At 44.5% G+C, this 26,456-nt stretch carries 29 protein-coding genes, 2 tRNA genes and 2 pseudogenes; 23 read left to right on the forward strand and 10 right to left on the reverse strand.

Annotated features, from left to right (window positions below; genetic code table 11):
• The 11 genes from VV1_RS15595 to VV1_RS15645 are packed head-to-tail and all read left to right on the forward strand — an operon-like array spanning window position 1 to window position 10,126.
• Window positions 1-1,326 (forward strand): type II and III secretion system protein family protein, encoded by a 1,326-nt coding sequence (locus VV1_RS15595; RefSeq protein WP_011081073.1) that lies wholly within the window; start codon window positions 1-3, stop codon window positions 1,324-1,326.
• Entirely contained in the window at window positions 1,326-1,787 is a 462-nt protein-coding gene (locus VV1_RS15600) for a hypothetical protein (RefSeq protein WP_011081074.1), read from the forward strand. Before VV1_RS15595 ends, VV1_RS15600 begins: the two co-directional genes overlap by 1 nt.
• Window positions 1,787-2,989, forward strand: coding sequence for a CpaE/TadZ family protein (locus tag VV1_RS15605; protein ID WP_011081075.1), 1,203 nt, complete (start codon window positions 1,787-1,789; stop codon window positions 2,987-2,989). The genes VV1_RS15600 and VV1_RS15605 overlap by 1 nt, the downstream gene beginning before the upstream one ends.
• On the forward strand, window positions 2,986-4,251 hold the full coding sequence (locus VV1_RS15610; RefSeq protein WP_011081076.1) for a TadA family conjugal transfer-associated ATPase: 1,266 nt from the start codon (window positions 2,986-2,988) through the stop codon (window positions 4,249-4,251). The genes VV1_RS15605 and VV1_RS15610 overlap by 4 nt, the downstream gene beginning before the upstream one ends.
• Complete coding sequence (locus VV1_RS15615; RefSeq protein WP_011081077.1) at window positions 4,248-5,165, forward strand: type II secretion system F family protein; 918 nt, start codon at window positions 4,248-4,250, stop codon at window positions 5,163-5,165. The genes VV1_RS15610 and VV1_RS15615 overlap by 4 nt, the downstream gene beginning before the upstream one ends.
• Window positions 5,162-6,040: a type II secretion system F family protein gene (locus tag VV1_RS15620; RefSeq protein WP_011081078.1), complete on the forward strand. Its 879-nt coding sequence runs from the start codon at window positions 5,162-5,164 to the stop codon at window positions 6,038-6,040. Before VV1_RS15615 ends, VV1_RS15620 begins: the two co-directional genes overlap by 4 nt.
• Complete coding sequence (locus VV1_RS15625; protein ID WP_011081079.1) at window positions 6,033-7,181, forward strand: tetratricopeptide repeat protein; 1,149 nt, start codon at window positions 6,033-6,035, stop codon at window positions 7,179-7,181. Before VV1_RS15620 ends, VV1_RS15625 begins: the two co-directional genes overlap by 8 nt.
• Window positions 7,178-7,705: a TadE family protein gene (locus VV1_RS15630; protein WP_011081080.1), complete on the forward strand. Its 528-nt coding sequence runs from the start codon at window positions 7,178-7,180 to the stop codon at window positions 7,703-7,705. Before VV1_RS15625 ends, VV1_RS15630 begins: the two co-directional genes overlap by 4 nt.
• Complete coding sequence (tadF, locus tag VV1_RS15635) at window positions 7,695-8,276, forward strand: tight adherence pilus pseudopilin TadF (RefSeq protein ID WP_043921117.1); 582 nt, start codon at window positions 7,695-7,697, stop codon at window positions 8,274-8,276. Before VV1_RS15630 ends, tadF begins: the two co-directional genes overlap by 11 nt.
• Window positions 8,230-9,558, forward strand: coding sequence for a TadE/TadG family type IV pilus assembly protein (locus VV1_RS15640; RefSeq protein WP_043921118.1), 1,329 nt, complete (start codon window positions 8,230-8,232; stop codon window positions 9,556-9,558). Before tadF ends, VV1_RS15640 begins: the two co-directional genes overlap by 47 nt.
• Before the next feature lies 1 nt (window position 9,559).
• Window positions 9,560-10,126 carry an OmpA family protein gene (locus tag VV1_RS15645; protein ID WP_011081083.1) on the forward strand — a complete coding sequence of 189 codons (567 nt, stop codon included), beginning with the start codon at window positions 9,560-9,562 and terminating at the stop codon, window positions 10,124-10,126.
• A gap of 238 nt (window positions 10,127-10,364) precedes the next feature.
• Here the strand turns inward: VV1_RS15645 and VV1_RS15650 are convergent, their stop codons facing one another.
• On the reverse strand, window positions 10,365-10,745 hold the full coding sequence (locus tag VV1_RS15650) for a cystatin domain-containing protein (RefSeq protein ID WP_011081084.1): 381 nt from the start codon (window positions 10,743-10,745) through the stop codon (window positions 10,365-10,367).
• Window positions 10,746-10,909: 164 nt separating this feature from the next.
• On the opposite strand from VV1_RS15650, the gene VV1_RS15655 reads away from it, so the two are divergent.
• The 4 genes from VV1_RS15655 to VV1_RS15670 all read left to right on the forward strand — a co-directional run bounded on the left by VV1_RS15655 (window position 10,910) and on the right by VV1_RS15670 (window position 12,695).
• On the forward strand, window positions 10,910-11,836 hold the full coding sequence (locus tag VV1_RS15655) for an endonuclease/exonuclease/phosphatase family protein (protein WP_011081085.1): 927 nt from the start codon (window positions 10,910-10,912) through the stop codon (window positions 11,834-11,836).
• 192 nt (window positions 11,837-12,028) lie between these two features.
• Window positions 12,029-12,115, forward strand: a tRNA-Leu gene (locus VV1_RS15660).
• A 32-nt stretch (window positions 12,116-12,147) separates the two neighbouring features.
• Window positions 12,148-12,221 (forward strand) — tRNA-Cys (locus tag VV1_RS15665).
• 219 nt (window positions 12,222-12,440) lie between these two features.
• Window positions 12,441-12,695 (forward strand): hypothetical protein, encoded by a 255-nt coding sequence (locus VV1_RS15670; protein WP_011081086.1) that lies wholly within the window; start codon window positions 12,441-12,443, stop codon window positions 12,693-12,695.
• A gap of 65 nt (window positions 12,696-12,760) precedes the next feature.
• Here the strand turns inward: VV1_RS15670 and VV1_RS15675 are convergent, their stop codons facing one another.
• Window positions 12,761-13,549, reverse strand: coding sequence for a lipase family protein (locus VV1_RS15675; RefSeq protein WP_040111225.1), 789 nt, complete (start codon window positions 13,547-13,549; stop codon window positions 12,761-12,763).
• Window positions 13,550-13,666: 117 nt separating this feature from the next.
• Window positions 13,667-15,070 carry an anion permease gene (locus VV1_RS15680; protein WP_011081088.1) on the reverse strand — a complete coding sequence of 468 codons (1,404 nt, stop codon included), beginning with the start codon at window positions 15,068-15,070 and terminating at the stop codon, window positions 13,667-13,669.
• 277 nt (window positions 15,071-15,347) lie between these two features.
• Between VV1_RS15680 and VV1_RS15685 the strand changes: the two genes are divergently transcribed.
• The 3 genes from VV1_RS15685 to VV1_RS15695 all read left to right on the forward strand — a co-directional run bounded on the left by VV1_RS15685 (window position 15,348) and on the right by VV1_RS15695 (window position 18,338).
• Complete coding sequence (locus VV1_RS15685; protein WP_011081089.1) at window positions 15,348-16,907, forward strand: GHKL domain-containing protein; 1,560 nt, start codon at window positions 15,348-15,350, stop codon at window positions 16,905-16,907.
• A gap of 2 nt (window positions 16,908-16,909) precedes the next feature.
• Window positions 16,910-17,584, forward strand: a complete 675-nt coding sequence (locus tag VV1_RS15690; protein ID WP_011081090.1) for a response regulator — start codon at window positions 16,910-16,912, stop codon at window positions 17,582-17,584.
• A 160-nt stretch (window positions 17,585-17,744) separates the two neighbouring features.
• Entirely contained in the window at window positions 17,745-18,338 is a 594-nt protein-coding gene (locus VV1_RS15695) for a sugar O-acetyltransferase (protein ID WP_011081091.1), read from the forward strand.
• Between the two features lie 60 nt (window positions 18,339-18,398).
• On the opposite strand, the gene VV1_RS15700 is transcribed toward VV1_RS15695, so the two are convergent.
• Window positions 18,399-18,854 (reverse strand): NUDIX hydrolase, encoded by a 456-nt coding sequence (locus VV1_RS15700; protein WP_011081092.1) that lies wholly within the window; start codon window positions 18,852-18,854, stop codon window positions 18,399-18,401.
• 15 nt (window positions 18,855-18,869) lie between these two features.
• Window positions 18,870-19,241: pseudogene (locus VV1_RS15705) on the reverse strand (MazG nucleotide pyrophosphohydrolase domain-containing protein).
• A 182-nt stretch (window positions 19,242-19,423) separates the two neighbouring features.
• Here VV1_RS15705 and nifW point away from each other — a divergent pair.
• The 4 genes and pseudogenes from nifW (at window position 19,424) to vctC (ending at window position 22,841) form a co-directional block, all read left to right on the forward strand.
• The gene (gene nifW, locus VV1_RS24005) at window positions 19,424-19,699 is read left to right on the forward strand and encodes a nitrogenase-stabilizing/protective NifW family protein (RefSeq protein ID WP_011081094.1); all 276 of its coding nucleotides are present in this window, start codon (window positions 19,424-19,426) and stop codon (window positions 19,697-19,699) included.
• A gap of 499 nt (window positions 19,700-20,198) precedes the next feature.
• Window positions 20,199-21,135: pseudogene (gene vctD / locus VV1_RS15710) on the forward strand (iron chelate uptake ABC transporter permease subunit VctD).
• On the forward strand, window positions 21,128-22,078 hold the full coding sequence (locus VV1_RS15715) for an iron chelate uptake ABC transporter family permease subunit (RefSeq protein ID WP_011081096.1): 951 nt from the start codon (window positions 21,128-21,130) through the stop codon (window positions 22,076-22,078). Before vctD ends, VV1_RS15715 begins: the two are co-directional and overlap by 8 nt.
• A gap of 7 nt (window positions 22,079-22,085) precedes the next feature.
• On the forward strand, window positions 22,086-22,841 hold the full coding sequence (gene vctC / locus VV1_RS15720; protein WP_011081097.1) for an iron chelate ABC transporter ATP-binding protein VctC: 756 nt from the start codon (window positions 22,086-22,088) through the stop codon (window positions 22,839-22,841).
• Between the two features lie 50 nt (window positions 22,842-22,891).
• Here vctC and cueR read toward each other — a convergent pair whose 3' ends face one another.
• Together cueR and VV1_RS15730 are read right to left on the reverse strand one after the other, a co-directional pair.
• Window positions 22,892-23,278: a Cu(I)-responsive transcriptional regulator gene (gene cueR / locus VV1_RS15725; protein ID WP_011081098.1), complete on the reverse strand. Its 387-nt coding sequence runs from the start codon at window positions 23,276-23,278 to the stop codon at window positions 22,892-22,894.
• A 185-nt stretch (window positions 23,279-23,463) separates the two neighbouring features.
• Window positions 23,464-23,712, reverse strand: coding sequence for a YgjV family protein (locus VV1_RS15730; protein ID WP_011081099.1), 249 nt, complete (start codon window positions 23,710-23,712; stop codon window positions 23,464-23,466).
• Between the two features lie 346 nt (window positions 23,713-24,058).
• Between VV1_RS15730 and VV1_RS15735 the strand changes: the two genes are divergently transcribed.
• Complete coding sequence (locus VV1_RS15735; RefSeq protein WP_011081100.1) at window positions 24,059-24,325, forward strand: hypothetical protein; 267 nt, start codon at window positions 24,059-24,061, stop codon at window positions 24,323-24,325.
• Window positions 24,326-24,419: 94 nt separating this feature from the next.
• Here VV1_RS15735 and VV1_RS15740 read toward each other — a convergent pair whose 3' ends face one another.
• From VV1_RS15740 to VV1_RS15750, 3 genes are all read right to left on the reverse strand, one after another.
• Window positions 24,420-25,679 carry a hydroxymethylglutaryl-CoA reductase gene (locus VV1_RS15740; protein ID WP_011081101.1) on the reverse strand — a complete coding sequence of 420 codons (1,260 nt, stop codon included), beginning with the start codon at window positions 25,677-25,679 and terminating at the stop codon, window positions 24,420-24,422.
• Between the two features lie 79 nt (window positions 25,680-25,758).
• The gene (locus VV1_RS15745) at window positions 25,759-26,052 is read right to left on the reverse strand and encodes a hypothetical protein (protein ID WP_011081102.1); all 294 of its coding nucleotides are present in this window, start codon (window positions 26,050-26,052) and stop codon (window positions 25,759-25,761) included.
• A 95-nt stretch (window positions 26,053-26,147) separates the two neighbouring features.
• Entirely contained in the window at window positions 26,148-26,309 is a 162-nt protein-coding gene (locus VV1_RS15750) for a hypothetical protein (protein WP_015727806.1), read from the reverse strand.
• Window positions 26,310-26,456: the final 147 nt, after the last annotated feature.

A 26,456-nucleotide genomic window follows, 5' to 3' on the forward strand; every position in this document is an offset into this window, starting at 1 on the left:
ATGAAAAAAACATTAATGTGTTTACTAATCACCACGATTGGCGTTGTCTCTTTATCGGTTAATTCTAATGAACTAATGAATTTAAATCAGGGTTCAGCAAAAACTATCTCTTTGAAACGTCAAATTTCAACTGTATTTGTAGGTGCCCCAGAAATTGCCGACTATAAAATCATCGATGAAACCAAAGTGGTAGTTTACGGTGTTGGTCTTGGTGCGACTTCTGTAATTGTCTATGACCGAGCCGGAAATGAGCTTTATAACGCGGAAGTGGTGGTTAATAAAAGTCTGCGATTGGTAAAACAGACGTTGATTGCCCGTTTTCCAGATGAGTCTATCAACATTACCAATGTAGGCGAGCAGGTTGTTCTTGACGGGGTGGTAAGCAGTGAGGAAGTAAAAACTCAGATTTATCGTACCGTCGGCGAAATGCTTAAGAAAAGCGTCACTCGTAATACGCTTACTCTACAAGATACGAGCGGTGGACAAGTTGATTCTTTGGATTACACCGCCACTTATATTTACGACAACATTATCAACAATCTCAAGGTGCTGACTACCGAGCAGATCAACGTCAAACTAACAGTAGCCGAAGTATCGAGCTCGTTTCTATCTGAGCTAGGTGTCTCTTATTCAGACAGTGGTCAGGCGGGGCGTTTTGTGAACAAACTGCTTGATTTTACGGCTCAGGACATCGTTGCGGTAATTACTGCTAGTGGTGACGACCAAATTGGTCGTGTACTTGCCGAACCCAATCTTTCGGTGATTTCTGGTGAAACCGCAAGCTTTCTTGTTGGTGGTGAATTGCCAATCGCGATCCGTGATGAGAGCGGAATTAGCGTGTCTTATAAAGAATATGGTGTGAAGTTGTCTATGGTCGCCAAGGTGACGGATTCGGAAAACATTCGCTTATCACTGTTGCCAGAAGTCAGCTCTATCGACGAAGAAAACAAGACCGCGAATGGTTTGATCAATGTACCTGCGCTACGTACACGTAAAGCTCAAACGACCGTTCAACTAAAGGATGGCCAGAGTTTTGTATTGGCAGGTTTGTTAACGTCAGAAGAGCGTGAGTCATTAAGCAAAATCCCTGTATTGGGTGATATTCCTATTCTTGGTGCGTTGTTCAGCCATACAAAATCCAATCAAACCAAGACTGAATTAATCATTGTCGCCACGGTGAACTTGGTTGACCCAGTCAAAGCGGAAGACATCAAACTACCAAGTTTCCGTCGCACCAGTGATATCGAGCGTCTACTGAGAATCGACCTCTCATCAATGAATGAACCTGAGTTGGAAGATACGTTGAACAAAGGGGGATTCAATTAATGAAAAAATGGTTATTGGTTTTATTTGTTTTGCTTCTGAACGCTTGTTCAAACGTCAATATTTCAAACACCAGTGTGATGGAACAGCTTCAAGAGAGCTATGAGTTTGATGCAACAGGCAAAGAGTATTCGGTATCTCGCGCCATGTCATTTATCAACGAAGTCAATGAGCGTGAACCGAAAGCAAAATTCAAGATCTACTATCAACCAAGTGCGAGTGAATTTATCGATAAGCTTTTGGTGCAGCTAAAAAGTTCAAAAATTAGCAAGATCCGCTACGAAGTTGAAATTGCGCCGAATGAACAGAAAAAAGCCATTCTAATTCAAGCTCAGTATGTTCATATCCGCAGTCAAAACTGTGGAAGTCTCGCATTTTCAAGCAAAGATGAATACCGATTCGGTTGCGCGTTAGAACACAACCGAAACATTAGTTTGGTTAACCCATTGAAGAGTACTTACTGATGATGGATCTCGATACATTATTTAAAAGTTCATCCTCAAAAAGAAAAGGTGGCAACACCAACCAAGATTTGATCGTGTCTGACGATTCGGGGTTTCTTGCTGCCGTTGATGAACTGTACGCAATCGAGGGGTTTGAAAAGCCCCTCAAAGTAACCGATTTGGATGAAGAAACAACCTGGAATCGCAGTGACGTCACCTTAAATCACGTCATTTTGGATATGCGTAATAACCAAAACATGGTGGAGGAGGTTTCTGATATTGCGACCCGTCTTGATGTCAGCATCAAGCTTTTGGTTATTAGTAATTTTGATTCGATCAAGTTACGCGACCGTGTGCAGTCGTGCGGTGCCAGCTACATTCTTTGGGATGAAGAGCTCGATGGATTATTAGCGAGCTTAAAGCGTGACATTGCAGAAGCATCAAAAAGCGGTAAGACACGTATTGCGAAAAGAATCCTTATCTTGGGTACAAAAGGTGGTATCGGGGTTTCTTGTATTAGTAGCGTGTTGGCCAATGCATTGGTTAAAAATGCCAACCTAAAAACTCTAGTGGTTGATCACGATTCAGGTGCGATGAATGGCGATATTTTTCTCGGTGTTAAGGGGTACAAAATCAAGGAAAACAGTATCGATTTGAATCAGTCAGAGATCGATTCTGCCATTGCCACCACGTATCTGTGTAAAGTGACCGAAAAGCTGGACTATTTAGCCTTGGAAAAAACCACTGCGTGCCTGAGCGATCATGCATCGACTCTATTCAGTCTTTCTTCAGAACTGGTTGATAAATATAACTTTATTATTGATTCGGTACCGATGAGTTCCTTTGAAGAGGTTCACGACCAAGATTTAGCGGATAAATACCACCGGATTTACTTAGTTTGTGAACCGTCTGTCTCTTCATTACGCGCTTACAACCGATTCAAAAAGAAAATCGGTAAGGCGGAGCATCAGGTGATTTTTAGCCAGACACGTCCTCACAAAGATTATTTGGTGACACTAAAAAGTGCCAAAGAGCGAATCAAATGCCATTCGTCTGTCGATTTTGCCTATGAACCGGGTTTGGAACAAAAGCTGATTCAAATGGGCACCAGTGGCTTGATGAAGAGCAAATACGCGACGTCTATCGCTGAAATGGTTTCGTCTCTTACCGGAAAGCAAATCCAGACTAAAAACGCTAAAAAATTCACGTTGTTTAAAAAATGAATCAACTAAAGCAGATCTATCTCGACTTGCGAGATGAAATTTTTGATGCGATTGATGCCTCAACCTTAAGCGAAATCAGTAACGAAGAGCTGGCGGAGCAGTTGTCGGAGTCGGTCAATATCTTGATCGACAAAAAACAACTGCAGGTGAGTTCGCTAAAGCGTGCCGAGCTAGTTAAAGCGCTTTACGATGAACTTAAAGGGTTGGGACCACTGCAAAAATTGGTCGAAAATGACGATATCTCGGACATCATGATCAATGGTCCATATGACGTCTTTATTGAAATTGGCGGTAAGGTAGAAAAGTCACCGATCCAATTCGTCAATGAAAAGCAGCTGAATACTATTGCCAAGCGCATTGCATCGAATGTTGGTCGCCGCATCGATGAGTCATCTCCTTTGTGTGATGCGCGATTAAAAGACGGTAGCCGTGTCAATATCGTTATTCCTCCATTGGCAATTGATGGCACCTCCATCTCTATTCGTAAATTCAAAGAGCAAAAGATCAAACTAGAAAACTTGGTTGAGTTTGGCGCCATGTCGATAGAAATGGCCAAGTTGTTGTCTATCGCCAGCCACTGTAAATGCAATATTTTGATCTCTGGTGGTACCGGTTCGGGGAAAACAACCTTGCTCAACGCGCTGTCGGGATTTATCGGTGAGGGCGAACGTGTGGTCACCATTGAAGATGCGGCCGAATTGCAGTTGCAAAAGCCTCATATCGTTCGGTTAGAAACACGTCAAGCAAGTGTTGAAGGCACGGGGCAGATCACGGCTCGTGACCTAGTTATCAACGCCCTGCGTATGCGTCCGGACCGTATTATTGTTGGTGAGTGTCGTGGTGCAGAGGCTTTTGAGATGTTGCAGGCGATGAACACCGGCCATGATGGTTCAATGTCTACATTGCACGCCAACACGCCGCGAGATGCAATTGCACGTACAGAAAGCATGGTGATGATGGCAACTGCATCGCTACCATTGGAGGCGATACGCCGCACCATCGTGAGTGCGGTGGATTTGATTGTCCAGGTAAGGCGTCTCCACGATGGCAGCCGTAAAGTCATGTACATCAGTGAAATTGTCGGGCTAGAAGGTAACAATGTGGTGATGGAAGATATTTTCCGATTTGAAACCACAGGCAGCTTTGATAGCGGCAAGATCCAAGGTGAGTTTCGCTCGCCTGGTTTGTCAAAGCGCTCGGTTATTTATGAGCGAGCTCGTTTCTTTGGTTTAGAAGATACGGTCCGGGAGTTGTTTTCATGATGTGGCTAATGGTGCTCTCTTGGGTAGCTCTTGCTATCTATTTTGTCACGCATAAGAAGAAACAAGAAAAAGCGATCCAGCGTATTATCGAGCTCGAACAAGATTTTGAAGGGGTTAAAGGGCAAAGAACCGTCATTGATGCGCAAAAATTTGAAGTGAGTTTTCGCGCCAAAGTTCGTCGTCATTTTAAAGCGTTTGTGACCATTTTGATGCCCAATCCAATTAAGAAGATCGGGTTGTTCTTGTTAGTCACGGCGATCGCGCTCTACTTGACTAATGACTTCGTTTTACAGATGAATTTTCTGACGTTGCTGATGTATGCACAACCACCTTTATTTGTTGTGTTCGTGATTAAACTTCAACAAGCCAAAGCAGCTAAGTTTAAAGAAGATTTTCCAGATGCGCTTAACATACTTTCTGGTGCACTTTCTTCAGGCCAAAGTATTGTTCATGCATTTGAGTATGTGGGGAATCAACTACAAAACGAAGTAGGGAAGCAATTTAAGTTGATGGCGGAACGCTTGCTGATGGGGGAGGACCCCGATGATGTTCTGTCAAGAAGTGCCGCCTCTTTCCCATATGTAGAATACTTTTTCTTTGCGGCGACTATTCGCATTAACCTGAGTCGCGGTGGTCAATTAAAAGAGGTTATCTCTCGTATTAACCGCATCATGTTTGAAGCGCGCGCTATCGACAAGAAGAAAAATGCTCTGACTTCAGAAGCCCGAATGTCAGCCAAAATCATTGCTTGTTTACCCGTTGTCTTCTTGTTGATTTTGAAATTTACAAGCCCAGAAAATTATAATTATGTAATGTTTGAGGAAGGTGGGAAGCCGATATTTTACTACGTTCTTACTAGTGAAATTATTGGATTTATTTGCATCTGGTTTATTTTGCGAGGGGTGAAGTCATGAGCCTTTCGCTATCTGGCGTTATTTTTATTTTTGTCGCTCTTATTATTTCTGTTGTTGTGGCTGTTTTTGCTTTAAAAGTTTGGGATGAAACCAGAGCGGAAATATCAGTTAGAAAAATAATTGGTTCAACAAAAGAACAAAAAAAACGTGATGATCTTTTTTTATCCTTCTTCAAGCGTTTTAGTTTTAATAAAGACGAAACAAAAAAGAAATTGGTAGCAGCTGGAGTTTATAGTGATTTCATTGCTCAGACTTATTATTTGTTCAAAATAATTCCTTTATTCTTGACGATTTTAATTAGTGTTTATTTGATGAGCATAAAAGTCTTAGATACTAATGAGCTCATACTAACGATAGCGCTGGGAATGGTCATTTTTGTTGTTGGACCGGATATGTATATATCGTCTAGAGCGAATAGCATTACTCGACACATTAGCTCACGTTTACCCTTCTTGTTAGATCTAATGAACGTGTGTGTCCATACGGGTATGACCATTGAAGCGACACTTGAGTACTTAGCTAAAGAGTTGCAAACGGTTGATAAATACCTGGCATTTACTGTCAATGTGACTGTTCAGCGCTCAAAAGTGATTGGAATAAACAAAGCGCTAGAAGAGTTTTATGAAATGGTGCCCTCGAGTGAGGCGCAAAGTTTTGTAATGACGCTCATTCAAAGTTTGCAATTTGGTTCTTCAGTTGGCCAAGTGTTAGGCACACTTGCCACCGATATTCGCCAAATTAATATGATGGAACTCGAAGAGAAAATAGGAAAGCTTGGTGCAAAAATGTCAATTCCTATGATCGTGTTTATTATGTTGCCCATCATTATTTTGATTATTGCTCCAGGAATTATGAGGATGTTCTCTAATGGCTAATTGGCTAATTAAAGTCGTAATATTTAGTTTAATGGTTGGATGTTCATCCATAAGTTCAGAGCTTCAAACTAAAGAACGTTTGTTATTGAGTTCGGGTGAAAACCAGCAGTTGGTCGAATTCTACAAGGGTAATTTGGCGGAAGTACCAAGTTATAAGGTGAAATTGGTTAACCTCTATTTGGAGATGGGGGATATCAAGTCAGCCGAACTTTATACCAATACTTATACGGCCAAAGATTTGGATGAGCCAGATTATATCTACAGTTTGGCGAACTTAAACTATAAGAAAAAACGCTACGATTCAGCACTGCAAGAGAGCGAGAAATTCCTCGATGAAGGTGGAGATGAGGCAGCCTATCATCTGCTAGTTGGTAAGATTTACGCGCAACGTAAAGAGTATGAAACGGCTATTCAGCATTTCGAAGAAAGTCGTAAAAGTGGCGCTTCGGATAGAGAGGCGGGCAACAATATCGCTGTGGTCTACCTTTTGCAAAATCGTTATGTCGAAGCGACGGAAATTCTTTATGACCTTTATGTCGCTATGCCAAGTGATGCCAAAGTTCGGTCGAATCTCATCATCTCATCCGTGCAGTCCAACCGCCCTGATATTGCTCTGGAAGTGTTAAAACATGAAAAGGGCGAAGAAGAGGCGAGAAAACAGTTGGCGGCATTAATGAAAACTGTCAACAAAGGAAAGAACAAAGGGAAGAAAGCCGTGCAGCCACAAGTCGCTCAAATAAACAAAGATACGACCCGAGCTACTGTTGTACAGACTGCTCAAGTGACACCAAAAGCGCAAGAAGAAATAAAAAAAGTGGAGCAGGCCAAGCCAGTTAATAACGTAGTGACTGCTAATAACGTAGTGCCTGTAAGTAAGCTCGATGTGAATAACCTCAAGCCTAAAGCGCCATCACTGTATCGTATTCAAGTGCTGGCTTCTTACAAAGCCGTACCGAACGATTATCTCAATTTCCTAAAAGCCAACTACGGAACCGTCTACTCGTATACGCATGGTTTATGGAAGCGCTACTGCATTGGTGAATTTACTGACATAGAGGAAGCGAAAGCGTTTCTCAATAGCTTAAACATCAAAGGTGCCTTTGTTGTGGATTACACCAAGAAGAGGTATGTCGAGCTATGAAAAAAAGGCAGAAGGGTGCCTTAACCGTTGAGGTTGCACTTGGTTTACCTGTTTTACTCATCATGATCTTTAGTTGGATTGAGCTCTGTATGCTGAGTTATTCAATTAGTGTTTCCGACCATGCTTTGACACTGTCGGTCATCAAGACCAAAAAAGCGGGGACATCCAACGCCACGACCCCACAGGAGTATCAAAAACTGTTGGAAAAAACCATTAATGAAAATGCTGGTGTGGCGTGGAAATATTTGGCTAAAGAAGAAAGCGTCAATATTACGGTCGATTATTTCAAAAACTATCAGGACTTTGTAACTTGCAACGTCGGTTATGACGATATTGAAACTTGTCCTGAGCGAAAAGACAAACCAAAGGATATGGCGATAGCGATGTATCGTATGCAGTACACCTATAACACGATTTTGGATGGTGTGTTACCAGATTTTCAAGTGAAGCGTGAGCTTATGGCTATTCAAGAATATGAGCGTTGCGCATTTAAAATTGGTGGAGGGTCGGGCTGTGAAAGCTAAGCAACAAGGTGCTTTTATGGTGGAGCTGGCATTGGTATTAATGTTTTTCTCAGGTTTATTTGTTGTGATGACCAACTATGTTGTTGCCATCAATACCAAAGGACAACTCGATCGCTCCGTTTATTCACTCACAACGATCATGGCGGAAAGAAAGCAATTTTTTGATGGTGAGCTAGATATCTGTGGTAGAGCCGATCCTTACTGCTCTGAAACAAAGAGAGCCGTAAACTATCTATCCAAAGCCTCCTTAAAGCGCATGATGCCGGGCTTTGATGAGTCTAAGTTTGGTGTATTTGTCGAACAGCTTGCGGTAGAGGGCGATAAGCCAAGCAACTTTCGAAAACGCTATAAAAAATTTAGTAGTGGCGCGACCGACGGTTGTAATTTGCCAAATCTAGACAATCTCACTAAAGAAGAGGCACTAGAGCTGTTGCCAATTACTTCTCGTAACCGTCGCTTGCCGATGTATCAAATCACGCTTTGTTACGAAACTCCGTTCAATATCTTTGGTTTGGCAGAGGGCAATGTCATTAAAGCGGTATCCTCGTCATTTTCGTTTGCGAGGGTCTAGTATGTCCATCAAAAAGCAACAAGGGGTCGCGGGCATTATTTTTATGGGCATGTTGCCAATTCTTGTGATCATCATGGTGTTCTCTATGCAAATGACTCAAAGGCATATGGCGCACGCCAAAATTACAGAAGCGGCGGAAGTGGCGAGCTTGGCTTTAATTGCGAGCCCCAAAGAGGGTGATGAGAAGAACCAAGAATACGCACAAAAGATTGTTGATCACTATATTCCAGACAACAAAGGCGAAGTCGTGGCTCGAGTGTTTCATCGACGCTGCGAGTACAAAGACGGCTGCGTGCAGCGCAGCGGTGAGCTTGCACCTTTTACCGATTTTGTTGTTTCTGCTAAAACCAAGCACGACTCCTGGATTTCTTACAATGACGGCGAGATGGGATTAACCAAAGACTTTGAAGTTATGGGGACATCTACGTCTAGAAAATTTCTCCCACAACCCCTAGATATTTACTTCATTATCGATATGAGTGGCTCGATGGTGAATCCTTGGGGAGGAAGTGGCAAGACGAAATATGATGTAGTTGCAGACACGATCAACCGAATCGTGGACGACCTGCGGGAGTTTAAAACAGATAGGAAAAGTCGAGTGGCGGTGATTGGGTTTCACCATACTGCAGTTAAGCAGGTTGGCCGACAGCGTACGGCGTTTGACTATTCCTCATATAGGACACCATCAGCCACGGTGAATAACATGTTTACTGCACCGAAAATCCACTCGCGGAACGATTCCAGCAATATTAAAACATTCGAGGATATCCCTTTAACTGAAGACTATGACGCATTTCTAACTAAGTTTAACAGTTCAAATTATTATGCTTCCCGATACGGCCTAACTGAATCTTGGCAAGGCATTATTGGTGCAGCCCAAATGGCTGAGCAAGCCACGGACTTAAATCCGGAGCAAGTATTTATTTTGCTTTCTGATGGTAGAGATGGTGATTTTGTTCGCTACTACTTGGAAGGTAGGCAGTGGCGTGAAGTTCGATACAATAAATATCTAAACCGACTTGTAAAGGCAGGTTTGTGCGAAAAGTTAAAAACGAGAATTTCACAAAAAAGAAACGTTTTCCAAAGTGAAAACCCTAGTGACAAAGCGTCAAAGACCAAGGTGACGATGGGGGTTATTGGGGTTAACTACGTCGTAGACAAAAGCGATGGGATTGGCGACTGCTTTGGTCACGACAATATCTATCATGCCAAAGAAGGCAATGACGTATACAAATATATTTTGAATCTCATTAATGAAGAGACAGGTAGACTTAAGGATTAAAATGAAAAAAACACTGCCTTTACTGTTACTGGTGCTGCTTTCCAATTATGCCCAGGCCAATTGTGTCAATACATCAGAAGAACAGATCATAACCAAAACATTGCTCTCAACGCATTACAAAACCACACAAAGCGAAGGCTCGATTGTGGTTGATGAAGGACAGACGGAAGCCCGTGTCTTGAATCGTGATGTGCAGAAAGTAAAAGCACAAAACAGCAGTGAACATTGCTTCTTCGATGAGAAAAAAATGTCACTGGTGCTGAATTACCAGCACAACAAATTCGGTTTAACCGATATCCATCAAGATGCGATTCGTAGCTATATTGGTATTGTTGACCCAAATCGTAAAATTTCAGTGGAAGGGCATGCCGACAGCACAGGCTCAGATACTTACAATAAGCAGTTGTCTGCAAGACGTGCCAACACCGTAGCCCGTTTCCTCAAGAAAGATCTGGGTTTGGGCAATCGAATCGTAGAAAAGGCGTTTGGTGAAACCACTCCAATCTGTGCGGCGGAAGAAAACCAGCAGAATGGTTGCAACCGTCGAGTCGTTCTCACTTTGGAGTAGCCGATGGGCTTTCTGGCGGTTATCTGCATTTTGATCATGATGTGCGGAGCTTTGAGCGGCATTTAGCCTTTTACCGCTTAAAGTGATTAAAAATCCCCTTATTTTAATCCGATAAGGGGATTTCTTTTTGTTCGCCAAACGCCTTGATGCAAGGTTCATTGAGAGTGACTCATTGTTGCCTAATTGGTACGCCAAGTCGTTTGGCTATTGGTATCTTCGGGAAGGTTGTTATGCGAGTTTATTGCTGACAGAACAAGCCTAGCTTAGCCGTTTGGGTAATTTGATATTCGCCTTTCAGGTTGCGATACACGATGGTGTTCCAAGAGCTTCCATTTTCTAACTGAAATTCAATAGCATAATTAACACCACTAACCACTTGGGTATGAGCTGACAGCACTTCTTTCAAAGGGGAGTTAGTGTTCATTTGCTCAAGCACCATGTCGAGTGCTTGCATCACTTGGTGATCGATTTCAGCGTTATGCCAGCCTCCGGGCATACTTTCTGTAGAGCTGCAGATCGCGGTATGACGTTCGTTCAACGTATTGTTTTCTTGAGGTTCTTGCTGACATCCTGCCAGTAAAAATAGCGTTGCCGCTGCAACTGCTAGTTTTGCTTTCATGGGGATACCTTGTAGTGAATTGAAAGAGAAGTATAGCCAAGTCTATCGACTGTCTATGTGCGGAGAGTGTCAGAAAAGTTTGAAATTTAAGAAAAATGGAGCAGCCTCTCTAATAAACATTGCTAGACTAACTAAGGTAGCGGCTCAATAGGTATGACTCAGCAATGCTTAAAAGTTATGGCTTGTGGTTCATTATCATTCTTTGCACCCTTTTCTACTGGGGGGTAAAAGCGCAAACCCATTTATGGTGGGCCGAAAACATATCGGCTTATCCCGCACTGTTTATTTTGCCTCTTGCGGTTGTCGCATTCATCAGTTTGGGGTTACGTGCGTGGATACCAATGCTGGCATCCATTGGGCTCATCATTTATTTCACGGCCATTGGTGTGCCGAAAGGGATGGTTTCGAAAGGGGAGTGCCGAAATAGCGTCCGTCTATTTCAGTACAATATGTTGTTCTCTAACCAACATGTCGACCAATTGATCGACTACCTATCACGGGTGCAGCCTGATCTCGTTTTGCTACAAGAAGTCACAGCCCAACATTTAGAGCAGTTAAAAATGTTGGATGACGTATACCGCTATCGCTTCGGTGGCCAGCCGAAAGTGGGCCTACCGTCGCATCAGCTTATTTTTTCTCGCCAGCCTTTATATGGCATGGATGTTTTTTACATCGAAGGCTATCAAAATCTCACCCGAGGCATTTGGCAAGTGGATGAAGAACACCCTGTATTCTTGCTTACCGCCCACCCACCTTCACCTCGCAACAAAGAGATGTGGCTGAGACGTAACGCGCTTATTCAGGCGCTAGAATACCAAGCGACACAAAGCCCGACGAAAGATATTTTAATCATGGGCGACATGAATCTTTCTGCGAACAGTGAGCGCTTTGACACGCTTTTTTCTGGAATGCAAACTGCCCCTATTGCAAGTTGGCCAAACTTACCGACATTGACACTGCCGTCATGGCTGCAAATTTCCATCGATCACTTATGGCTCAACAGTGATTTTGCTATCTGCAAAAGGGAGTCTATCGATGAAGTGATTGGTTCAGATCATCGAGCCATCATGACTTATCTAAACATTCAATGAGAGTGCAAAACGGAAGAATGTTGAAAAATCCCCCATACTGCGCGCGAACCGTACTGAGGCGATGGCAAACTAACCATTTGATTCAAAAAGTTTGTTTTTGTTATTGACCCAAATAAAAAATCCGTTAAAGTACGCCTCGTTCTCACGGCGAAGGTCGTTAGAGCAGGTGGTGTTACCATCGCAGTATGCGTTGCCCTGGTGGTGAAATTGGTAGACACAAGGGATTTAAAATCCCTCGACTTTCGAGTCGTGCCGGTTCAAGTCCGGCCCGGGGCACCATCCTAACTCAAACCAGCAATGGTTATCTAAAAGGCGCGTTGGCAGAGTGGCTATGCAGCGGATTGCAAATCCGTGGACCTCGGTTCGACTCCGGGACGCGCCTCCATTCTCTTCTCTTGTTTTCGTTCTATTTGCTCACGACCTTATTCAATAATTCCTTGTAATCATTGAGTTAATCTTTGTTTTTTCTTCTCCCTCTTTCATTTTGTTTCAGCGACAAACGCGATGTGATCTGCGACGCAATGATTGCGTTATTACTCTAGCTATTTTATAAACTACATGAATCGTTTTTGATTAATGGATAACGTTAACTAGAGGTAGCAACATGGAACAGTTGGGCGACATTTTAATTGTTTTGATTATTTTCACCGCCATTTTTGGTAGTGGCATGCTAAAAATCGTTTTAAATCATCGTGAAAAGGTTAAGGCGTTAGAGTTGACGAAAACGGAAGGTGCGTCTGCTGATGTGCAAAGAGAGATGCAGCAACAGATCGATAAGCTGACCCAGCGTATTATTGTGTTAGAGAAAATCGTCACCGACCAAAAATATCAGTTAGAGAAAGAGATCGCTTCCCTGTAGCGAATGTCGGCATGAAAAATTATCGAGAAGAGACCATGGGTCTCTTTTTGCTTTTGAGCGTCTGTTTATCGTTCGTCAAAAAAATCTTTATTTCGGATATATTTGCTCATTAGGTGGTAAGTGAATGGTCGGATAAGCCAACTGAGCACTGAGCGACCCAAGCGCTCATAAGTAGGGGTATTTTCATAGATTCTACCGTTATAGAGCCAGAGCAATTTTCCACTGTGAGAATACAGTAAGGGCAGTGGTGGCATAAAGGTAACGATATCGAGGTCGCAGCAAATTCGATAGGTTTTATGTGCCAAAGAATAGTGTTTGGCAAAGCGCCAGTCGCCAATGGCAGGTTGGCCAAACGTGACCACACGTTTAATTGATTTTGGGTATTTTCGTTCAAAATAATCGGCAAAAACACAGCCAATAGCACCACCAGATGAGTGACCGGTGATCGCGATACGCTTCCCCTCTTTGATGCGTTCAAGCAAAATTTGCTCAAGCTTTTCAAGCACCGTCATTCCGAGGTGATCTTGATTCCTCGATGGCTGGCTCTCTTGAGTTAACAGGTGATGGAACCCAGCATGAATACGATAGGGAAGACCAAGAGACTGGGTGCTTTTTGTCCATAATGCGAAGTTAAGCAGCCAGTCGCTAAGGCTGTGTGAGCCTTTAATGACGACCACCACTTCATCCGCATTTTTACTCCACAGCACACGAATCATGGTTTTGCCAAATTGGTTTTTGATGATGCGTTGTCCATTTGGATCGAAACCATAGCGTGTTTGCTTAAACACCCTTGGATAGGCGAGGTTGCACAGAACAGCGTAGCGTTCGTATTGATAACGTTTGAGTGGTTTCACGGTGAGCATGTGACTGAAGTTCTTGAAGCCATAGTGCAAAGCGAAGATGAAATAAAAATGACAAACGAAAAAACAGGGCGTTTAAGCCCTGTTGTACATCGTTTTTTCGCGCACTTATTACCAAAGACCGAGCACTTTCCACCACATACCTCCGACAAAGATGAAAATGGGGATAACGATGAGTGAGAAGACAAAGCCGATCTTCCACCAGTTCTGTAAGCTGTGGAACCCTGCGCCAAACAGAATCGGCGCGGGGCCAGACGAATAGTGGGTGGTCGACATATACAAGTTACTAAAAATACCCAACACAATCGCAGCCAGCATAGGCGGTACACCTGCTGAGATGGCGATGGCTAAGAAAGCGGAATACATGGCGCTGATATGGGCCATCGCACTCGCCATTAAGTAGTGACTGTAGTAGTAAACCAGCAAGAGCAAAATAATGGTGGTTGCCCAACCAAAACCAGAAAGCGACTCGCCGATGCCGTTACTAAACCATTTGATAAAGCCCAACTTATTCAGTTCAGACGCCATCATGATGAGCACCGCAAACCAAGTAATGGTGTGCCACGCTTCTTTTTCACTGAGTACTGCGTCCCAAGTGATGGTTCGGCTTAGCAACAAGAAGACGAGGCCAATCAATGCGGTGACGGTAGCGTGAATGCCGAGTGTTGGGCCCAGTACCCATAGTGTGACCATGCCAATGAATGTGGCGCACACCATGATTTCATCGCGGGTCATGGCCCCCATTTGTTGCAACTTCTCTTTTGCAATCGCGCGCATTTCTGGCGTCTTTTTCAGCTCTGGTGGAAAGAACAGATACATCGCGAGTGGGATGAGGAAAAGACACAGCAGCCCGGGCACGATCGCCGCTGCTGCCCAACCAGCCCAAGTTATTTCGACCCCCTGTTCTTTTGCAAAGTTAGCGGCCAGTGGGTTACCTGCCATAGAGGTGAGGAACATGGCACAAGTAATGGCGTTACATTGGAAAATACACTGCACTAAGAATGCGCCAATACGGTTTTGGGTCCCTTTCTCTGGGTCAGAGTCATAGGCGCTGGCAACCGAGCGGAAAAGCGGGGCAATGATACCACCACAGCGAGCCGTGGTACTCGGGGTGGCTGGAGCGAACAGCAGATCGGTGAGAACTAAACCATAGGCTAAACCCAGCGAGTTATGACCCAATTTCGAGATAAACCAGTAACCAACGCGGCGGCCAAATCCTGTGGTAATGAAACCACGTGAAATAAAGAAGGCTGCAGCAATCATCCAAATTGTTGGATGGGCAAAGCCATTCAACGCCGTTTTTATGGGCAAAACACCCAATAAAGTTGCAGCGGTTAACCCCAAAAGAGCCATTGCACCAAGGGGCAACGGGGCGAGAATCAAACTGAGCACTGTGGTCACGAAGATGACCATCATCTGCCACGCTTGTTCTGTCAAACCATCAGGGACGGGTAAAAACCACAACACGCTACCCAAGACAAAAAGGGACAGCAGTTTTAAGTTTGTGCTATTCATAATCAAACCTCCAAAGTGTTGTACTCATCTTAAGTGCTCAGTGGTGTCGAAAAGTGAGCCAAATCAATTTCATTAAGGTATTGATTTTTAGGTTGTTAATTTTGTAACTGAGTGAAAAGTCACTTTGAAAAAAGCGTGAGATTAAGAAAATTAAACCAATAAAAATCATAAAATTTAAACCAGCGATCAGAGTCATGTTTTTGCATCGAAAGAGACGGAATACTCTCCACTTCGCGGTATTCTGGAGGCGTCGTTTTTCCTCATTAGCCACGATTCGATGACATTATCCTTTACAAGGCAGCTGGCCTTTATCCTGAGTTGTACCGTCCTGATTGGCATTGCTGCTTGGTGGAGTTACAGTGCGTATCAATTAGAAAATGTTCTGAATAACCAAATTGCCTTGCGTGCGCAGGTGCAATCACAGCAGTTAGCAAAATTGCCCAGTCTCATTGATGCTGTTGAGCGTGAAAATGCACAGCTGGTGTCGGAGATCATTTCTGTCGTGCAATTGGTGAGTGATGCTGATTTTATTACTGTCAGTGATGAAGAGGGCATCCGGTTGGCACATCCGGTGAGTGAGCGTGTCGGTTTGCCCGTGGTTGGGGGAGACATTCAAAGAGCACTCAATTTGGGTGAGGCATATCTCTCGCAAAGCGTTGGTTCTTTAGGTCCTTCAGTACGTTATATTTCACCGATTTTTTCCCCTGAAGGGGAAGTGGTTGGCATGGTTAAAGTGGGGTATCTTGTCGAAACGCTCAACCTTTGGAGTCGGGAAAAACTGTTACCGCTGCTTTTGTTTGCTGTTTCTGCTCTATCGCTGTTTTTGCTCTTGTCGTGGCGATTTTCGTCTTATGTAAAAAAACAAATGCAAGATCTGGAGCCTTGGCAATTAAAGCAAGCGTTGAAAACCCATCAAGGCGTATTGGATGCGACTCATGAAGCGGTTGTTGCAGTGAACCAACAGGGAAATATTTATTTGGCGAACGACGCTGCGAGAGCCATTCTTCGTCAAAGCGAGCTGGTGGGTAAGGAGACCAAGCAGTTGGATGACGCCAGTCACCTGTTTCATTTAGATGGAGACGATTTCTTAGATAAAGTCGCGCAGCTTGGCTCAGATGGCGTGATCATCAATCGTGTCACCATGCGTACATCGAATGGGGAAGCAGCTGGTGCGGTATTTACTCTGCGACAGCGTTCGGAGTTGCAAGCCCTTTCGGATCGCATCAGTCAGGTCGACAAGTATCTTGAAAGCATGCGAGTGACACATCACGAGCATCAAAACAAGCTGTCGGTCATTTCTGGCCTGCTGCAAATGGGAGCCTTTGATAAGGCGCTCTCTGTCTGTTTAGCGCAAGCGGCACAAAATCAAACACGGATAGACTCGCTACAAGGTGTGAAAAGCATGCCTCAGCTAACGGCGTTGCTGTTGGCCAAACTGAGCAAAGCGAGAGAATCGAACCAGTCATTGAACATTGCGTGTTATGGGGATCTTTCTGGACTGACGCAAAGAGTGAGTGAGGAACAAGTGTGCTCACTAGTGGGGAACTTGATCGACAATGGTTTAGAAGCGTGCCAAGGGCAAAACGATGCCACAATGGTGGTGAAACTACGTGAAACCGAAGAAGAGTTCATTCTTACTTTTTCTAATAATGGCCCTAGTCTTGATGAGGATCTGGAAAGCTTATGCCGCTGGGGTTACTCGACCAAGAGTGCTACAGGGGAGCATGGCATTGGCCTTCACTTAGTGAAATCCATTCTGTCCGAGGCTCATGGTCATGTAGAGCTCGACAGTGACGAACAAGAAACACTATTTACCGTTTATCTTCCGAAGGAGTGAGCATGATAAAAGTCGTGATTGTAGAAGATGATGAGAGAATCGCCGAGCTTCATCAGTTCTTTATTGCTCAACTGGATAATTTTGAAGTGATAGGAATAGCGGCTAACCTGACGACCGCCGAGCAATTGATCATTGCCGCGAAACCCGATCTGGTGATCATTGATAACTACTTGCCTGATGGATTGGGTGTTGAGTTAGTTCAACGCTGTTTGGTGTTACAACCAAAACCAGAGTGCATTGTGATCACGGCTGCCAACGACGCCAATACAGTGCATCTCGCTCATCGTTACGGCGCGTTCGACTATCTGGTGAAACCCGTTAACTACACGCGTTTACAAGCCAGTTTGCTTCGCTTGATGAAAATGAAACAGTTGGTGGATAGCCAGAAAATGGTCAAGCAAAGTGAATTGGATGGCATTTTTCACGCCACTGAACTGGTGGTGGATGAGGCCAGTGGCGTGGATGAGTTTACTTTGCAGCAGGTGGTTTCACTCTTTCCCCACGGCCACAGTGAGCACACCGCTGCGAGTGTGGCCGCGTTACTTGGCGTGAGTAAAAGCACGGCGAGGCGATATCTCGACAAGGCGGTTGAAAGGGGAGATCTTTATGCGTTTTTAGCGCATGGCAAAGTAGGCCGTCCAACGCGTTGCTACCGAAATAAACCGTTCGCCGTGTGATGGTGTCTGCGCAATGAAAATCTGTTATCCCGCTCTCCATTTCAATGAACAGAACTGAAGGAAATCAATTGGTTTTGCTACATTAACGTTTTCCCTTGTGGCGGTGTGGTCATCAAGGCAAAACGGTTATGTGGAGAGAAAAATGAGTGTGAGAGAGCGAATGCATCAACAAAAGATTTACTTTTGTGATGATGAGAGTGTGGCGTTAGAGCAGCAAGCTTGCCTGGAAATTCTCTATGATTTTAACCAAACCAGACCCTCAGAAATGGAAAAACGCACAGCGATTTTGCGTGATCTCTTGGCTGAAGTCGGTGAGAACTGCTACATCGAGCCACCATTAAGAGCCAATTGGGGTAAGCACACACACTTAGGTAATAATGTTTATGCCAATTTCAATTTAACCTTGGTGGATGATACACACATCTACATTGGTAACTCGGTGATGATTGCACCCAATGTCACCATCGCCACGGCGGGACATCCGATTGATCCTGAACTGCGACGTAAAGTGGCGCAATTCAACATTCCTGTGCACATTAAAGATAACGTTTGGATTGGGGCGAACAGTGTTGTGTTACCAGGCGTAACGATTGGCGAAAACAGCGTGATTGGTGCCGGCAGTGTGGTGACGAAAGACATCCCCGCCAATGTCGTGGCCGTTGGTAATCCTTGCCGAGTGTTGCGGCCGATTGGAGAGCATGACAAACGTTACTTCTATCGCGATAACGTTATTGACGATTTACCACAAGCCTAAAACCCGTTAGTGAGATAGCGCATCCACTCAGTTCACTCTTTGATGGATGCGTTTAACCCACTATTTGGCAAGTGGAATGCGTGAGAGTGGTGAAGGGCTGCGTAAGACAAAGTGTTGCCAAACATGATCATACAGCGCTTCTTGACCCGGAAATTCGGCCAAAGATTTGGCTTGCTCTAAATCGCACCAACGATATTCAGTGTGTTCATCATTGAGTGTAACGACTTGATTATCTTCACAATAGACAACAAAAACAGGGATGTTGACGATAGAGTCACTTTTGACTTGATAAAACTGTTCCAGATATTGGCCGTTGTAGAGTGTTTCTACGTTTATTTGGGTCTCTTCGGCAAATTCGCGAACGATGGTTTGCCAACCCGCTTCGCCTGCTTCGATTCCGCCTGCGACATGGCACCAATAGTTTCCTTTAGTGCGCTTCATCATCAAGATTTTATATTGGCCATCAAAACGTGACAGCGCCACACCCGATACCGCGTGAGATTGAAATGGGATCATATTTGTTCCTAGACGTTAACGAGAAGATTGAGAATATTCTTGTTCAAGAGCTTGTTTTTGCGCCTCTTTAATATCCGCCCAGTCAGTGCCGGATTCAATCGCCGCTACGCGTTGGCTATATTTGACATAGGCTCGGCGCAATATTGAATCTAAGCGGATCTCCGATTCTTTTTCGAGCGCTACGATGGCATTCAGGTAATCCCAGAGTACATCCGCCAATTCATCTTCTAAGTAACACGTACGCTCTCGCGGGATCTCATCGAACACGTCGTCGACTTCCTTTTTCAGTTCGTTGAGATAGGTATGTGGCCCCAAATATCAAGAGTTACTTTGATCGTACTTCGCCTTACGTCGGACCACTTCGAGTAATTGTTCGAAATCTTTCATCGTCTTAGCTCCTTTCGCGATGAGGAGGGAGTGTAGCCTGCGAGGTCGCAGGTTTGTAGCGATCTATGTTGCAATTTGTTGAATCAATTGATGAAAAACATAGTTGAAGTGGAGTTGGCCTAAGTCAAAGAAGCGAAATGGCGATAGGCCTACACTGCGCAAAAATAACAAGCATACTTCCTATGAGCAAACCATCGATTCAGGACGTCATCGCCAGTTTCACTTGTATTGAGCAAGCACTAGACTACTTTGACATCGGCTATGACAGCCGTTTTATTGACGAGTATCGCAGTGAACTGGTTAAACGCTTTAATGGATACTTAATTCTTACTAAACCGGACGATTGGTTCTCGGCAAGAAGAGCACTCAAAAACGCCTATTGCAAAGTACAACGGGGTCGCTTGAACCCACATACACGTCAAGCATGCCGCGGATGTACCTCGTGTCAGCGAAGGTAGATCTCAAGGACTCAATATCGTTACAAGGAGCAGGAATGGAGACTTGCGGTAAATGCCGGCACTTTTGTCGTGCTAAAGAAAACGTCAAAGATTTATGTGGGGCATGGGAGCAGCCCACTTTCGCCAAAAGAGCTGCGTGCGGTTTTTATATGCCTAAAGCGCGTTCCCACACGCAAACTCACGCATTGGCAGATAACAAAAAGGCCTAATATGTCGCTTTAAACTCAAATGCGACGGCCCCATCTTGTTTAACCAGTTGAATACTAATGAGTGAATCTGTATATTGCGAATGCGCATGATAACACTTCTCAATTGGTATTAAGTACATGGATAGAGACCCTCATCGCCAAATGATGCCCGCTTCTCACCGTGAGTTCGGGGTAGAGGCAACTGAAACAGCAATCTTTGGTATCTCCTTCGCCGCTTTTGGGCCTGATAATCAATCGTCAAGTCGAAGCAAACAAGCATTGGCCTTTTGCTCTTCTTTCGTGGGGGCAGAGTGAAAAAGTTATTGCTGGCTCTTGTTTTTGCTGTCCTTTGCGTCGGTGTTTGTCGGAGTAGGGGATCTCACACCAGCGATGTTGTTGTCTGGGGACACGCAGGCGCTTCATTTGCTCGTGACGAGCCGTTTACCTCGCCTGCTGGCGATATTGCTTTCTGGTGCGGGTTTGAGTATCGCGGGCTTGATTATGCAGCAAATCAGCCAAAACCGATTTGCTGCGCCATCTACGTCCGGCACGATTGAATGTGCCATGTTGGGCTACATCGTCAGCTTAGTGTTTTTTGGCAAAGGGGACAGTTGGTTACTGATCTTCAGCTTTGCGATGGGTGGAACATGGTTGTTTGTCACGTTTGTTCAACGTATACAGTTCAAAAATGCCGTGTTTATTCCCCTTATCGGCATCATTTTTGGCAACATCATTGATTCTCTGGCGACGTTTATTGCTTATCGGTATGACTTGCTGCAAAACCTTTCTGCTTGGTCGGTCGCCAATTTTGCCAACCTTTTGCAAGGTGATTACGAACTGCTCTACATTGCGCTTCCGGTGGGAATATTCAGCTATCTCTATGCAACAAGAATTTCCGCTGCAGGCTTAGGTAAGGACTTCGCTCTCAACCTTGGTTTGAACTATCAGCAGGTGGTGGTGATTGGTGTCCTATTAGTCTCGGTACTTTCCGCCAGTGTCGTCATGATTGTTGGCCAATTGCCTTTCTTGGGGCTGATTGTGCCAAATCTGGTGAGCTATTTTTATGGTGATAATTTACGCCGCAATATTCCCCTGACAGCTCTATATGGCGGCTTGCTGGTGCTTGGTTGTGACTTGCTTGGCCGCTTGATTATTTTCCCTTATGAAGTGCCCATTTCCATGGTGATCGCCATTTTGGGTGGCGCTGTGTTTATCTATCTGATCTTGAGAGGGAAGCAACGTGTCTGATCGTGGCAAAATGTGGCTGCTGCTGGCGATAAGTCTAGTGATGGTGACTCTGTTTTTGGGCAAAGGACTTACACTGGACAATTATCAATACTTTCTCTCTCGCCGTATCCCCAAAGTGTTGGCGATGGTACTAGCGGGTGTTGCGATTTCTCAAGCATCGCTTCTTTTTCAGACCGTGACGCACAATCGCATACTGACACCGGGAATATTGGGATTTGATTCTCTCTATTTATTGGTGCAAGTCATCATTGTGGTGGTCTTCGGCGGTTTGAGCCAGTATGTACTTAACGCCTACTTGAATTTTTCGCTCTCCGTCGTGGCCATGGTTTTGTTCTCTATGGCATTGTTCGGCTTTTATTTTCGAGGAAAAGAGAAAAATCTGATTACTTTGTTGTTGGTGGGTTTAATTGTTGGCCAGCTCTTCTATAACGTTGCCTCTTTCTTTGTTTTGATCATGGATCCTAATGATTACGCGACGGTTCAAGCCAGTATGTTTGCGAGCTTCAACAATATTGATACCCAATTGGTTTACTTTACGGCACCCATTCTGTTGATTGCATCGCTGCTCATGTATCGCATGCACGCCGTCATGGACGTGTTTTGGTTAGATAAAGATAACGCCACCAGTTTGGGGGTGAATGTTCGTCAAGTAACCAAGCAGGTGCTGATGTTGAGCGCGGTTTTAATTGCCGTCGCCACTGCGCTAATCGGGCCAATCTTGTTCTTTGGTTTACTCGTGACTAACTTGGCTAGGGAGATGTTTCACACCTATCGTCATGCCCAGTTATTACCCGGCTGCGCCATTTTGGGTGTCACACTGTTGCTAGCCGGCCAATGGCTGGTGGAAAACGTCTTAACATTTCAAACAACGCTCAGCGTAATCATCAACTTTGTGGGTGGCATCTATTTCATGTCGATGTTGCTGCGAAATCGTATTGTGTAGGTAGGCTATGATTGTTCTAGATAAACTCACTAAACATTTTGGCAAGTGTGCTGTTGTGTCATCGGCTAGTGGCCAATTTGAAAAAGGAAACGTCACCTCCATTATTGGGCCGAATGGGGCTGGTAAAAGTACACTGCTGTCGATGGCGTCGCGTTTGCTTGATCGTGATGGCGGGGCGGTGTTGATCGAAGGGAAAGAGATTCAAACGTGGGATAACAAAGTCCTTGCTAAGAAGTTGGCTGTTTTACGCCAAGCAAACAGCATCACGATGCGATTTACTATTCGCGAAATGGTGGCCTTTGGCCGTTTTCCTCATTCTGGTGGTCGATTGACGGCGCAAGATCATCAACAGATCGACCGCGCGATTCAGTATCTTGATCTCAGTGATATCCAAGATAAATATCTCGATGAACTCAGTGGTGGGCAGCGGCAGCTCGCTTTTATCGCCATGGTGATTGCCCAAGATACCGATTATGTTTTCCTTGATGAACCACTGAACAATCTGGATATCCGCCATTCAAAGCAGATCATGCAGACGATTTGCCGATTGGCCAAAGAGATGAACAAGGCAGTGGTGGTGGTAATCCACGACATTAACTTTGCGGCGTGTTATTCCGACCAGATTATTGCTTTGAAAAAAGGTCAAATTGTCGCCAGTGGTAGTGTTGAAGAGGTGATTGAAGAAGCGGTGCTTGAGAAGATCTACGAAACGCCGTTTAGTGTCATTGAGCGCGACGGTAAACGTATGTGTACCTACTTTTAAACTAGTGAGTAAGTCGCCTCCCAGATGAGGAGGCGATGGTAAAAACCTTGCTATTTGGTGAGCTCTTCGATTATCGGGCAATGACTGTCTGAATTACCAGGGCAGGAAGAAACCCAACCTTCCAACTGCTTTTTTATCTCGTGCAAATGCGCCAACTTCTGTTCAATTTCAGCCAGTTTTTCTTTGGTCTTTTCTTTGACTTCGCTGCTTTTACGGTTAGGGTTTTGTGCCAGTTGAACAAATTCTTTGCACTCTTGAAGAGAGAACCCGGCATTTTTAGCGCGTGATACCAGATTGAGTTCGACGATGTGTTTTTGTCCATATTCACGATAGCCAGCGTCACTGCGTAGCGGTGGTGAAATAATGCCTTTTTCTTCGTACATGCGAATGGATTTGCTTGATAATCCGGTTAATTTTGCAATAGCACCTATGTTCATCGTATTGTCTCATTTCGCGGTTTTAGTTGATTGTACTCCTCGTGACGGGTTTAGCAATGGTATGTGGGGCAACGCCAAAATGACGTTTGAAGGCACTGGTAACCTAGGTAAGTCTTTTTGAAAACGAATCCGACCAACAAAAAAAGCCCCTTAGGGGCTTTTAAGCAATTCGTTACTCTATAAAATTACGCTTTTTCAGGCGTTAGAGTTTTTTTTTCCTGCTGCATTTTGGCTAGGAAGTAGACGTTGACACACGCAATAAAGCCATTAGTCACAACCACTGGCCATGCGTCAATCATCAGACCGTATGCAGTGAATAGTGCACAACCGATGAAGTTTAAAACGCGCAGACGAACGATGTCCTTCATCGTTAGTGAGATTGCAACCATGATTGACGCTGCGTAGCCTAGGATTTCAACCATATTCATTTCCATAATTTGACCCTCTTAAATCTTGCCGAATATGTCGGTACCAATTCTTCTCTTCTTGAGATAAGTGAGGAAGCTCCATGCCTCGAATGGTCTAATCGTGTTTTCGTTAAGTGCACTATATCAATGGAAAATCCGTGATGAAAGCCTCAATTCAAGGTTAAGAGAAGGTTAGCGATTACGCAAACGTTTAGAAAGAAAAACGTCAATAACGCAACTATTCGTTTACTCAATAAAAGAGAAGGAGATGTTGGGACGAATTATCTTTTTCGCCTATTGAAACGATAGTTGGACAGTGAATTTACACTGCCATATCATTGCGAATGAGAATTATTATTGATAGGTGTTGTTTATGTCTATTTTGATTGCTGTGTTGTTTTCGCTGTTATTGATCGTAAAAATGAAAGTAGAAAAGGCTTATGCTTTATTGCACATCGCATTGCATGTTGTTTTTCTTATTCTAGTCGGGCAAACCTATGCAGTGAGCTATTTGATTGTGATGTTTTTTTCTGCTCCGATTCAGATTGCCATGTGTCATCGTGGGGAGTGCAAAGAAAAAGGGCATAAGTGGTTTTCTATCCTGCCGGCGCTTGTTGTGATCATCGTGGCTTTTCTTTGAACGCTAAGAGTTTGAGCGTCCGGGCGTTTGCGCTTCACGGCTTAATTCAGAGTAATTAAGCCGTGAGAAACAGCTATTTTGAGAGACTGTCGCTTTAGCGAGCCAGTTTGTGGTGCGCGCGAGAAAAATGTCCAGCTGCAAAAGCGCCAACAATCGATAGCTCTCCGGCTAAGCAAAGTGCAGCACAAACTTCAGCCAATGCACGCGCGTTGCCTTGTCCATACAGGCCTAGAATGTCTAGACAGGCCTTTTGGCTTGGTAGGCCAGTGCCGCCGCCAACGGTTCCGACCATCAGATTTGGTAATGTCACGCTCGCATATAAGTGCCCATCGGCGGTAAGTTCCATCCGGGTAATGCCAATGGCTGATTCAGCCACGCAAGCGGCGTCTTGTCCGCAAGCCAAATAGAGTGCCGTTAACGCGTTGGCGTAATGGGCATTGACACCAATTCCGCCACTCAATGCCGCACCCGTCGTCGTCATCTGACCGAATTTGACCATTTTTTCAGGCGTAGTATGCAAGTACTTTTCAACCATCTCGCGGGAAAGAGTCACTTCGGCGATCACTTTTTTCCCACGGACGCTTGTCAGTGTTTTGCTGTTTGCTTTTTTATCCCCTGAGAGGTTGCCATCTAGAAAGGCTTCTTTGATGTCGATGGGGCAGGTTTCCAATATTGACTGAAATACAGCGTTGGTCGCGATTGTCACCATATTTTGCCCAGAGGCGTCACCTGTTTGGTATTCAAACATCAAGTAGACATGATTGCCTTCCATGTTGATGTTGATGTCACTGAGCGTACCATGCGAAGTCGTGGATTCGGCGATTTGCTTAAAACGCTCGTAGTGGGTGGTCACCCAAGCGACAAACTGACCCGCGGAGACTAAGTTCGTGAATGCGAATACGGGGGTGCGTGTCACTCCTTCATTCACCAGCATGGCCGTTGCTCCGCCGGCTGCGGTAATGAGATTGGCCCCTCGTGAATAGGAGGCCACCAAAGCGGCCTCTGTCGTGGCAAGGGGGATCAAATAATCATCGCTGGCAAACAGGCCATTTACGCGCAATGGTCCAGCTAGCCCAACGGGGACTTTTACCGTACCAACAAAGTGCTCAATGTTCTTTTGATAGAGCGCCATGTGCTCAAGAGTATGTTGATCTAGTAATTGGCCTTGAGTGGCATGACAGTTCACCACATCCCAACGCTTCTTTAGAGTTTTATCACTAATAAAAGGGCTCTTGGGTAAGGTGCGTTTTGGTGGGGCGTAATTGGGGTTGAGTTTTTGCTCTATCTGTTGCGCGCTATCTAGACAGCGAAGTGCGGTATGAATATTTTTATTTTGCGTAGTTTTAACGGGCATAAGTCTGTCAGCAAGAAAAAGGAAGCGTCGATTCTACTGAATCAGGAAGAGTAAACAAGGTGGTAAGCGTAACAAATGGTCACACTTGGATATCCAATAGACTACCAATCACATCGTTGTTTCGTTCAATAACGCTCGCACCAATACGGTTATAGCTATTGGCTTGGCTCAGTTTCATCAAAGCTTCGTTGTGATCTTTGGGTGGTTGAGTGGGTTTTTCTTCAGGTTTGCGATCAAATTCGACACGATTAAAAGCGAGCTCATCAGAGGTAGGATTTCCGTTTGCTTGGTTCACTTCCAACGCAGCCTCTTCAGCCATCTTACTGGATTGCTGAATGAGTTGATAACCGGATTGAACTCCTGAAACTGGCATGGTTAAAACGCTCACTAATTAACCTGTCTTAAGCATAGTTGGATTTGACAATGGTGGCAACTATGCTAGCAAAATCGTGTTTAGATAATCTCTTCCTAAACAAATAACTTAGCCAATGCATCACGCTCTTCAAGGCTTAGAATGTCATTGTCTTTCTTTAACAAAGCAAGTTGAATGTCGCCTTGCAAATGTTGTAGCTGAAGAGGAGACAGCCTTTTAAGCTCTTCACGCAGTCGTTCGAAATCAGTTTGTTTCATGTTAATCACCGATCTGTATCGTTTTTTTTGCTCATCATTCATTACGGTGTTGTCCATCACAACGAGTGAATAATGAACAATGTACTGGATGAACGCTGTTTTATTGTCCGGAAAATGTCAGGGCACGGTAAAACTGGGCGGTATAGA

This window comes from Vibrio vulnificus CMCP6 (assembly GCF_000039765.1).
Taxonomy (GTDB): domain Bacteria; phylum Pseudomonadota; class Gammaproteobacteria; order Enterobacterales; family Vibrionaceae; genus Vibrio; species Vibrio vulnificus_B.

What these genes read in the sequence shown, in the direction of transcription:
- VV1_RS15650 (WP_011081084.1), bottom strand. Translation starts at nt 10,745, where the DNA reads ATGAAAGCAAAACTAGCAGTTGCAGCGGCAACGCTATTTTTACTGGCA.
- VV1_RS15625 (WP_011081079.1), top strand. Translation starts at nt 6,033, where the DNA reads ATGGCTAATTGGCTAATTAAAGTCGTAATATTTAGTTTAATGGTTGGA.
- VV1_RS15640 (WP_043921118.1), top strand. Translation starts at nt 8,230, where the DNA reads ATGTCATTAAAGCGGTATCCTCGTCATTTTCGTTTGCGAGGGTCTAGT.
- VV1_RS15740 (WP_011081101.1), bottom strand. Translation starts at nt 25,679, where the DNA reads ATGCCCGTTAAAACTACGCAAAATAAAAATATTCATACCGCACTTCGC.
- VV1_RS15645 (WP_011081083.1), top strand. Translation starts at nt 9,560, where the DNA reads ATGAAAAAAACACTGCCTTTACTGTTACTGGTGCTGCTTTCCAATTAT.
- VV1_RS15610 (WP_011081076.1), top strand. Translation starts at nt 2,986, where the DNA reads ATGAATCAACTAAAGCAGATCTATCTCGACTTGCGAGATGAAATTTTT.
- VV1_RS15745 (WP_011081102.1), bottom strand. Translation starts at nt 26,052, where the DNA reads ATGCCAGTTTCAGGAGTTCAATCCGGTTATCAACTCATTCAGCAATCC.
- VV1_RS15595 (WP_011081073.1), top strand. Translation starts at nt 1, where the DNA reads ATGAAAAAAACATTAATGTGTTTACTAATCACCACGATTGGCGTTGTC.
- VV1_RS15600 (WP_011081074.1), top strand. Translation starts at nt 1,326, where the DNA reads ATGAAAAAATGGTTATTGGTTTTATTTGTTTTGCTTCTGAACGCTTGT.
- VV1_RS15605 (WP_011081075.1), top strand. Translation starts at nt 1,787, where the DNA reads ATGATGGATCTCGATACATTATTTAAAAGTTCATCCTCAAAAAGAAAA.
- VV1_RS15730 (WP_011081099.1), bottom strand. Translation starts at nt 23,712, where the DNA reads ATGGAAATGAATATGGTTGAAATCCTAGGCTACGCAGCGTCAATCATG.
- VV1_RS15735 (WP_011081100.1), top strand. Translation starts at nt 24,059, where the DNA reads ATGTCTATTTTGATTGCTGTGTTGTTTTCGCTGTTATTGATCGTAAAA.
- VV1_RS15680 (WP_011081088.1), bottom strand. Translation starts at nt 15,070, where the DNA reads ATGAATAGCACAAACTTAAAACTGCTGTCCCTTTTTGTCTTGGGTAGC.
- VV1_RS15700 (WP_011081092.1), bottom strand. Translation starts at nt 18,854, where the DNA reads ATGATCCCATTTCAATCTCACGCGGTATCGGGTGTGGCGCTGTCACGT.
- VV1_RS15670 (WP_011081086.1), top strand. Translation starts at nt 12,441, where the DNA reads ATGGAACAGTTGGGCGACATTTTAATTGTTTTGATTATTTTCACCGCC.
- VV1_RS15750 (WP_015727806.1), bottom strand. Translation starts at nt 26,309, where the DNA reads ATGAAACAAACTGATTTCGAACGACTGCGTGAAGAGCTTAAAAGGCTG.
- VV1_RS15615 (WP_011081077.1), top strand. Translation starts at nt 4,248, where the DNA reads ATGATGTGGCTAATGGTGCTCTCTTGGGTAGCTCTTGCTATCTATTTT.
- VV1_RS15630 (WP_011081080.1), top strand. Translation starts at nt 7,178, where the DNA reads ATGAAAAAAAGGCAGAAGGGTGCCTTAACCGTTGAGGTTGCACTTGGT.
- VV1_RS15690 (WP_011081090.1), top strand. Translation starts at nt 16,910, where the DNA reads ATGATAAAAGTCGTGATTGTAGAAGATGATGAGAGAATCGCCGAGCTT.
- nifW (WP_011081094.1), top strand. Translation starts at nt 19,424, where the DNA reads ATGAGCAAACCATCGATTCAGGACGTCATCGCCAGTTTCACTTGTATT.
- vctC (WP_011081097.1), top strand. Translation starts at nt 22,086, where the DNA reads ATGATTGTTCTAGATAAACTCACTAAACATTTTGGCAAGTGTGCTGTT.
- VV1_RS15655 (WP_011081085.1), top strand. Translation starts at nt 10,910, where the DNA reads ATGCTTAAAAGTTATGGCTTGTGGTTCATTATCATTCTTTGCACCCTT.
- VV1_RS15695 (WP_011081091.1), top strand. Translation starts at nt 17,745, where the DNA reads ATGCATCAACAAAAGATTTACTTTTGTGATGATGAGAGTGTGGCGTTA.
- VV1_RS15620 (WP_011081078.1), top strand. Translation starts at nt 5,162, where the DNA reads ATGAGCCTTTCGCTATCTGGCGTTATTTTTATTTTTGTCGCTCTTATT.
- cueR (WP_011081098.1), bottom strand. Translation starts at nt 23,278, where the DNA reads ATGAACATAGGTGCTATTGCAAAATTAACCGGATTATCAAGCAAATCC.
- VV1_RS15685 (WP_011081089.1), top strand. Translation starts at nt 15,348, where the DNA reads ATGACATTATCCTTTACAAGGCAGCTGGCCTTTATCCTGAGTTGTACC.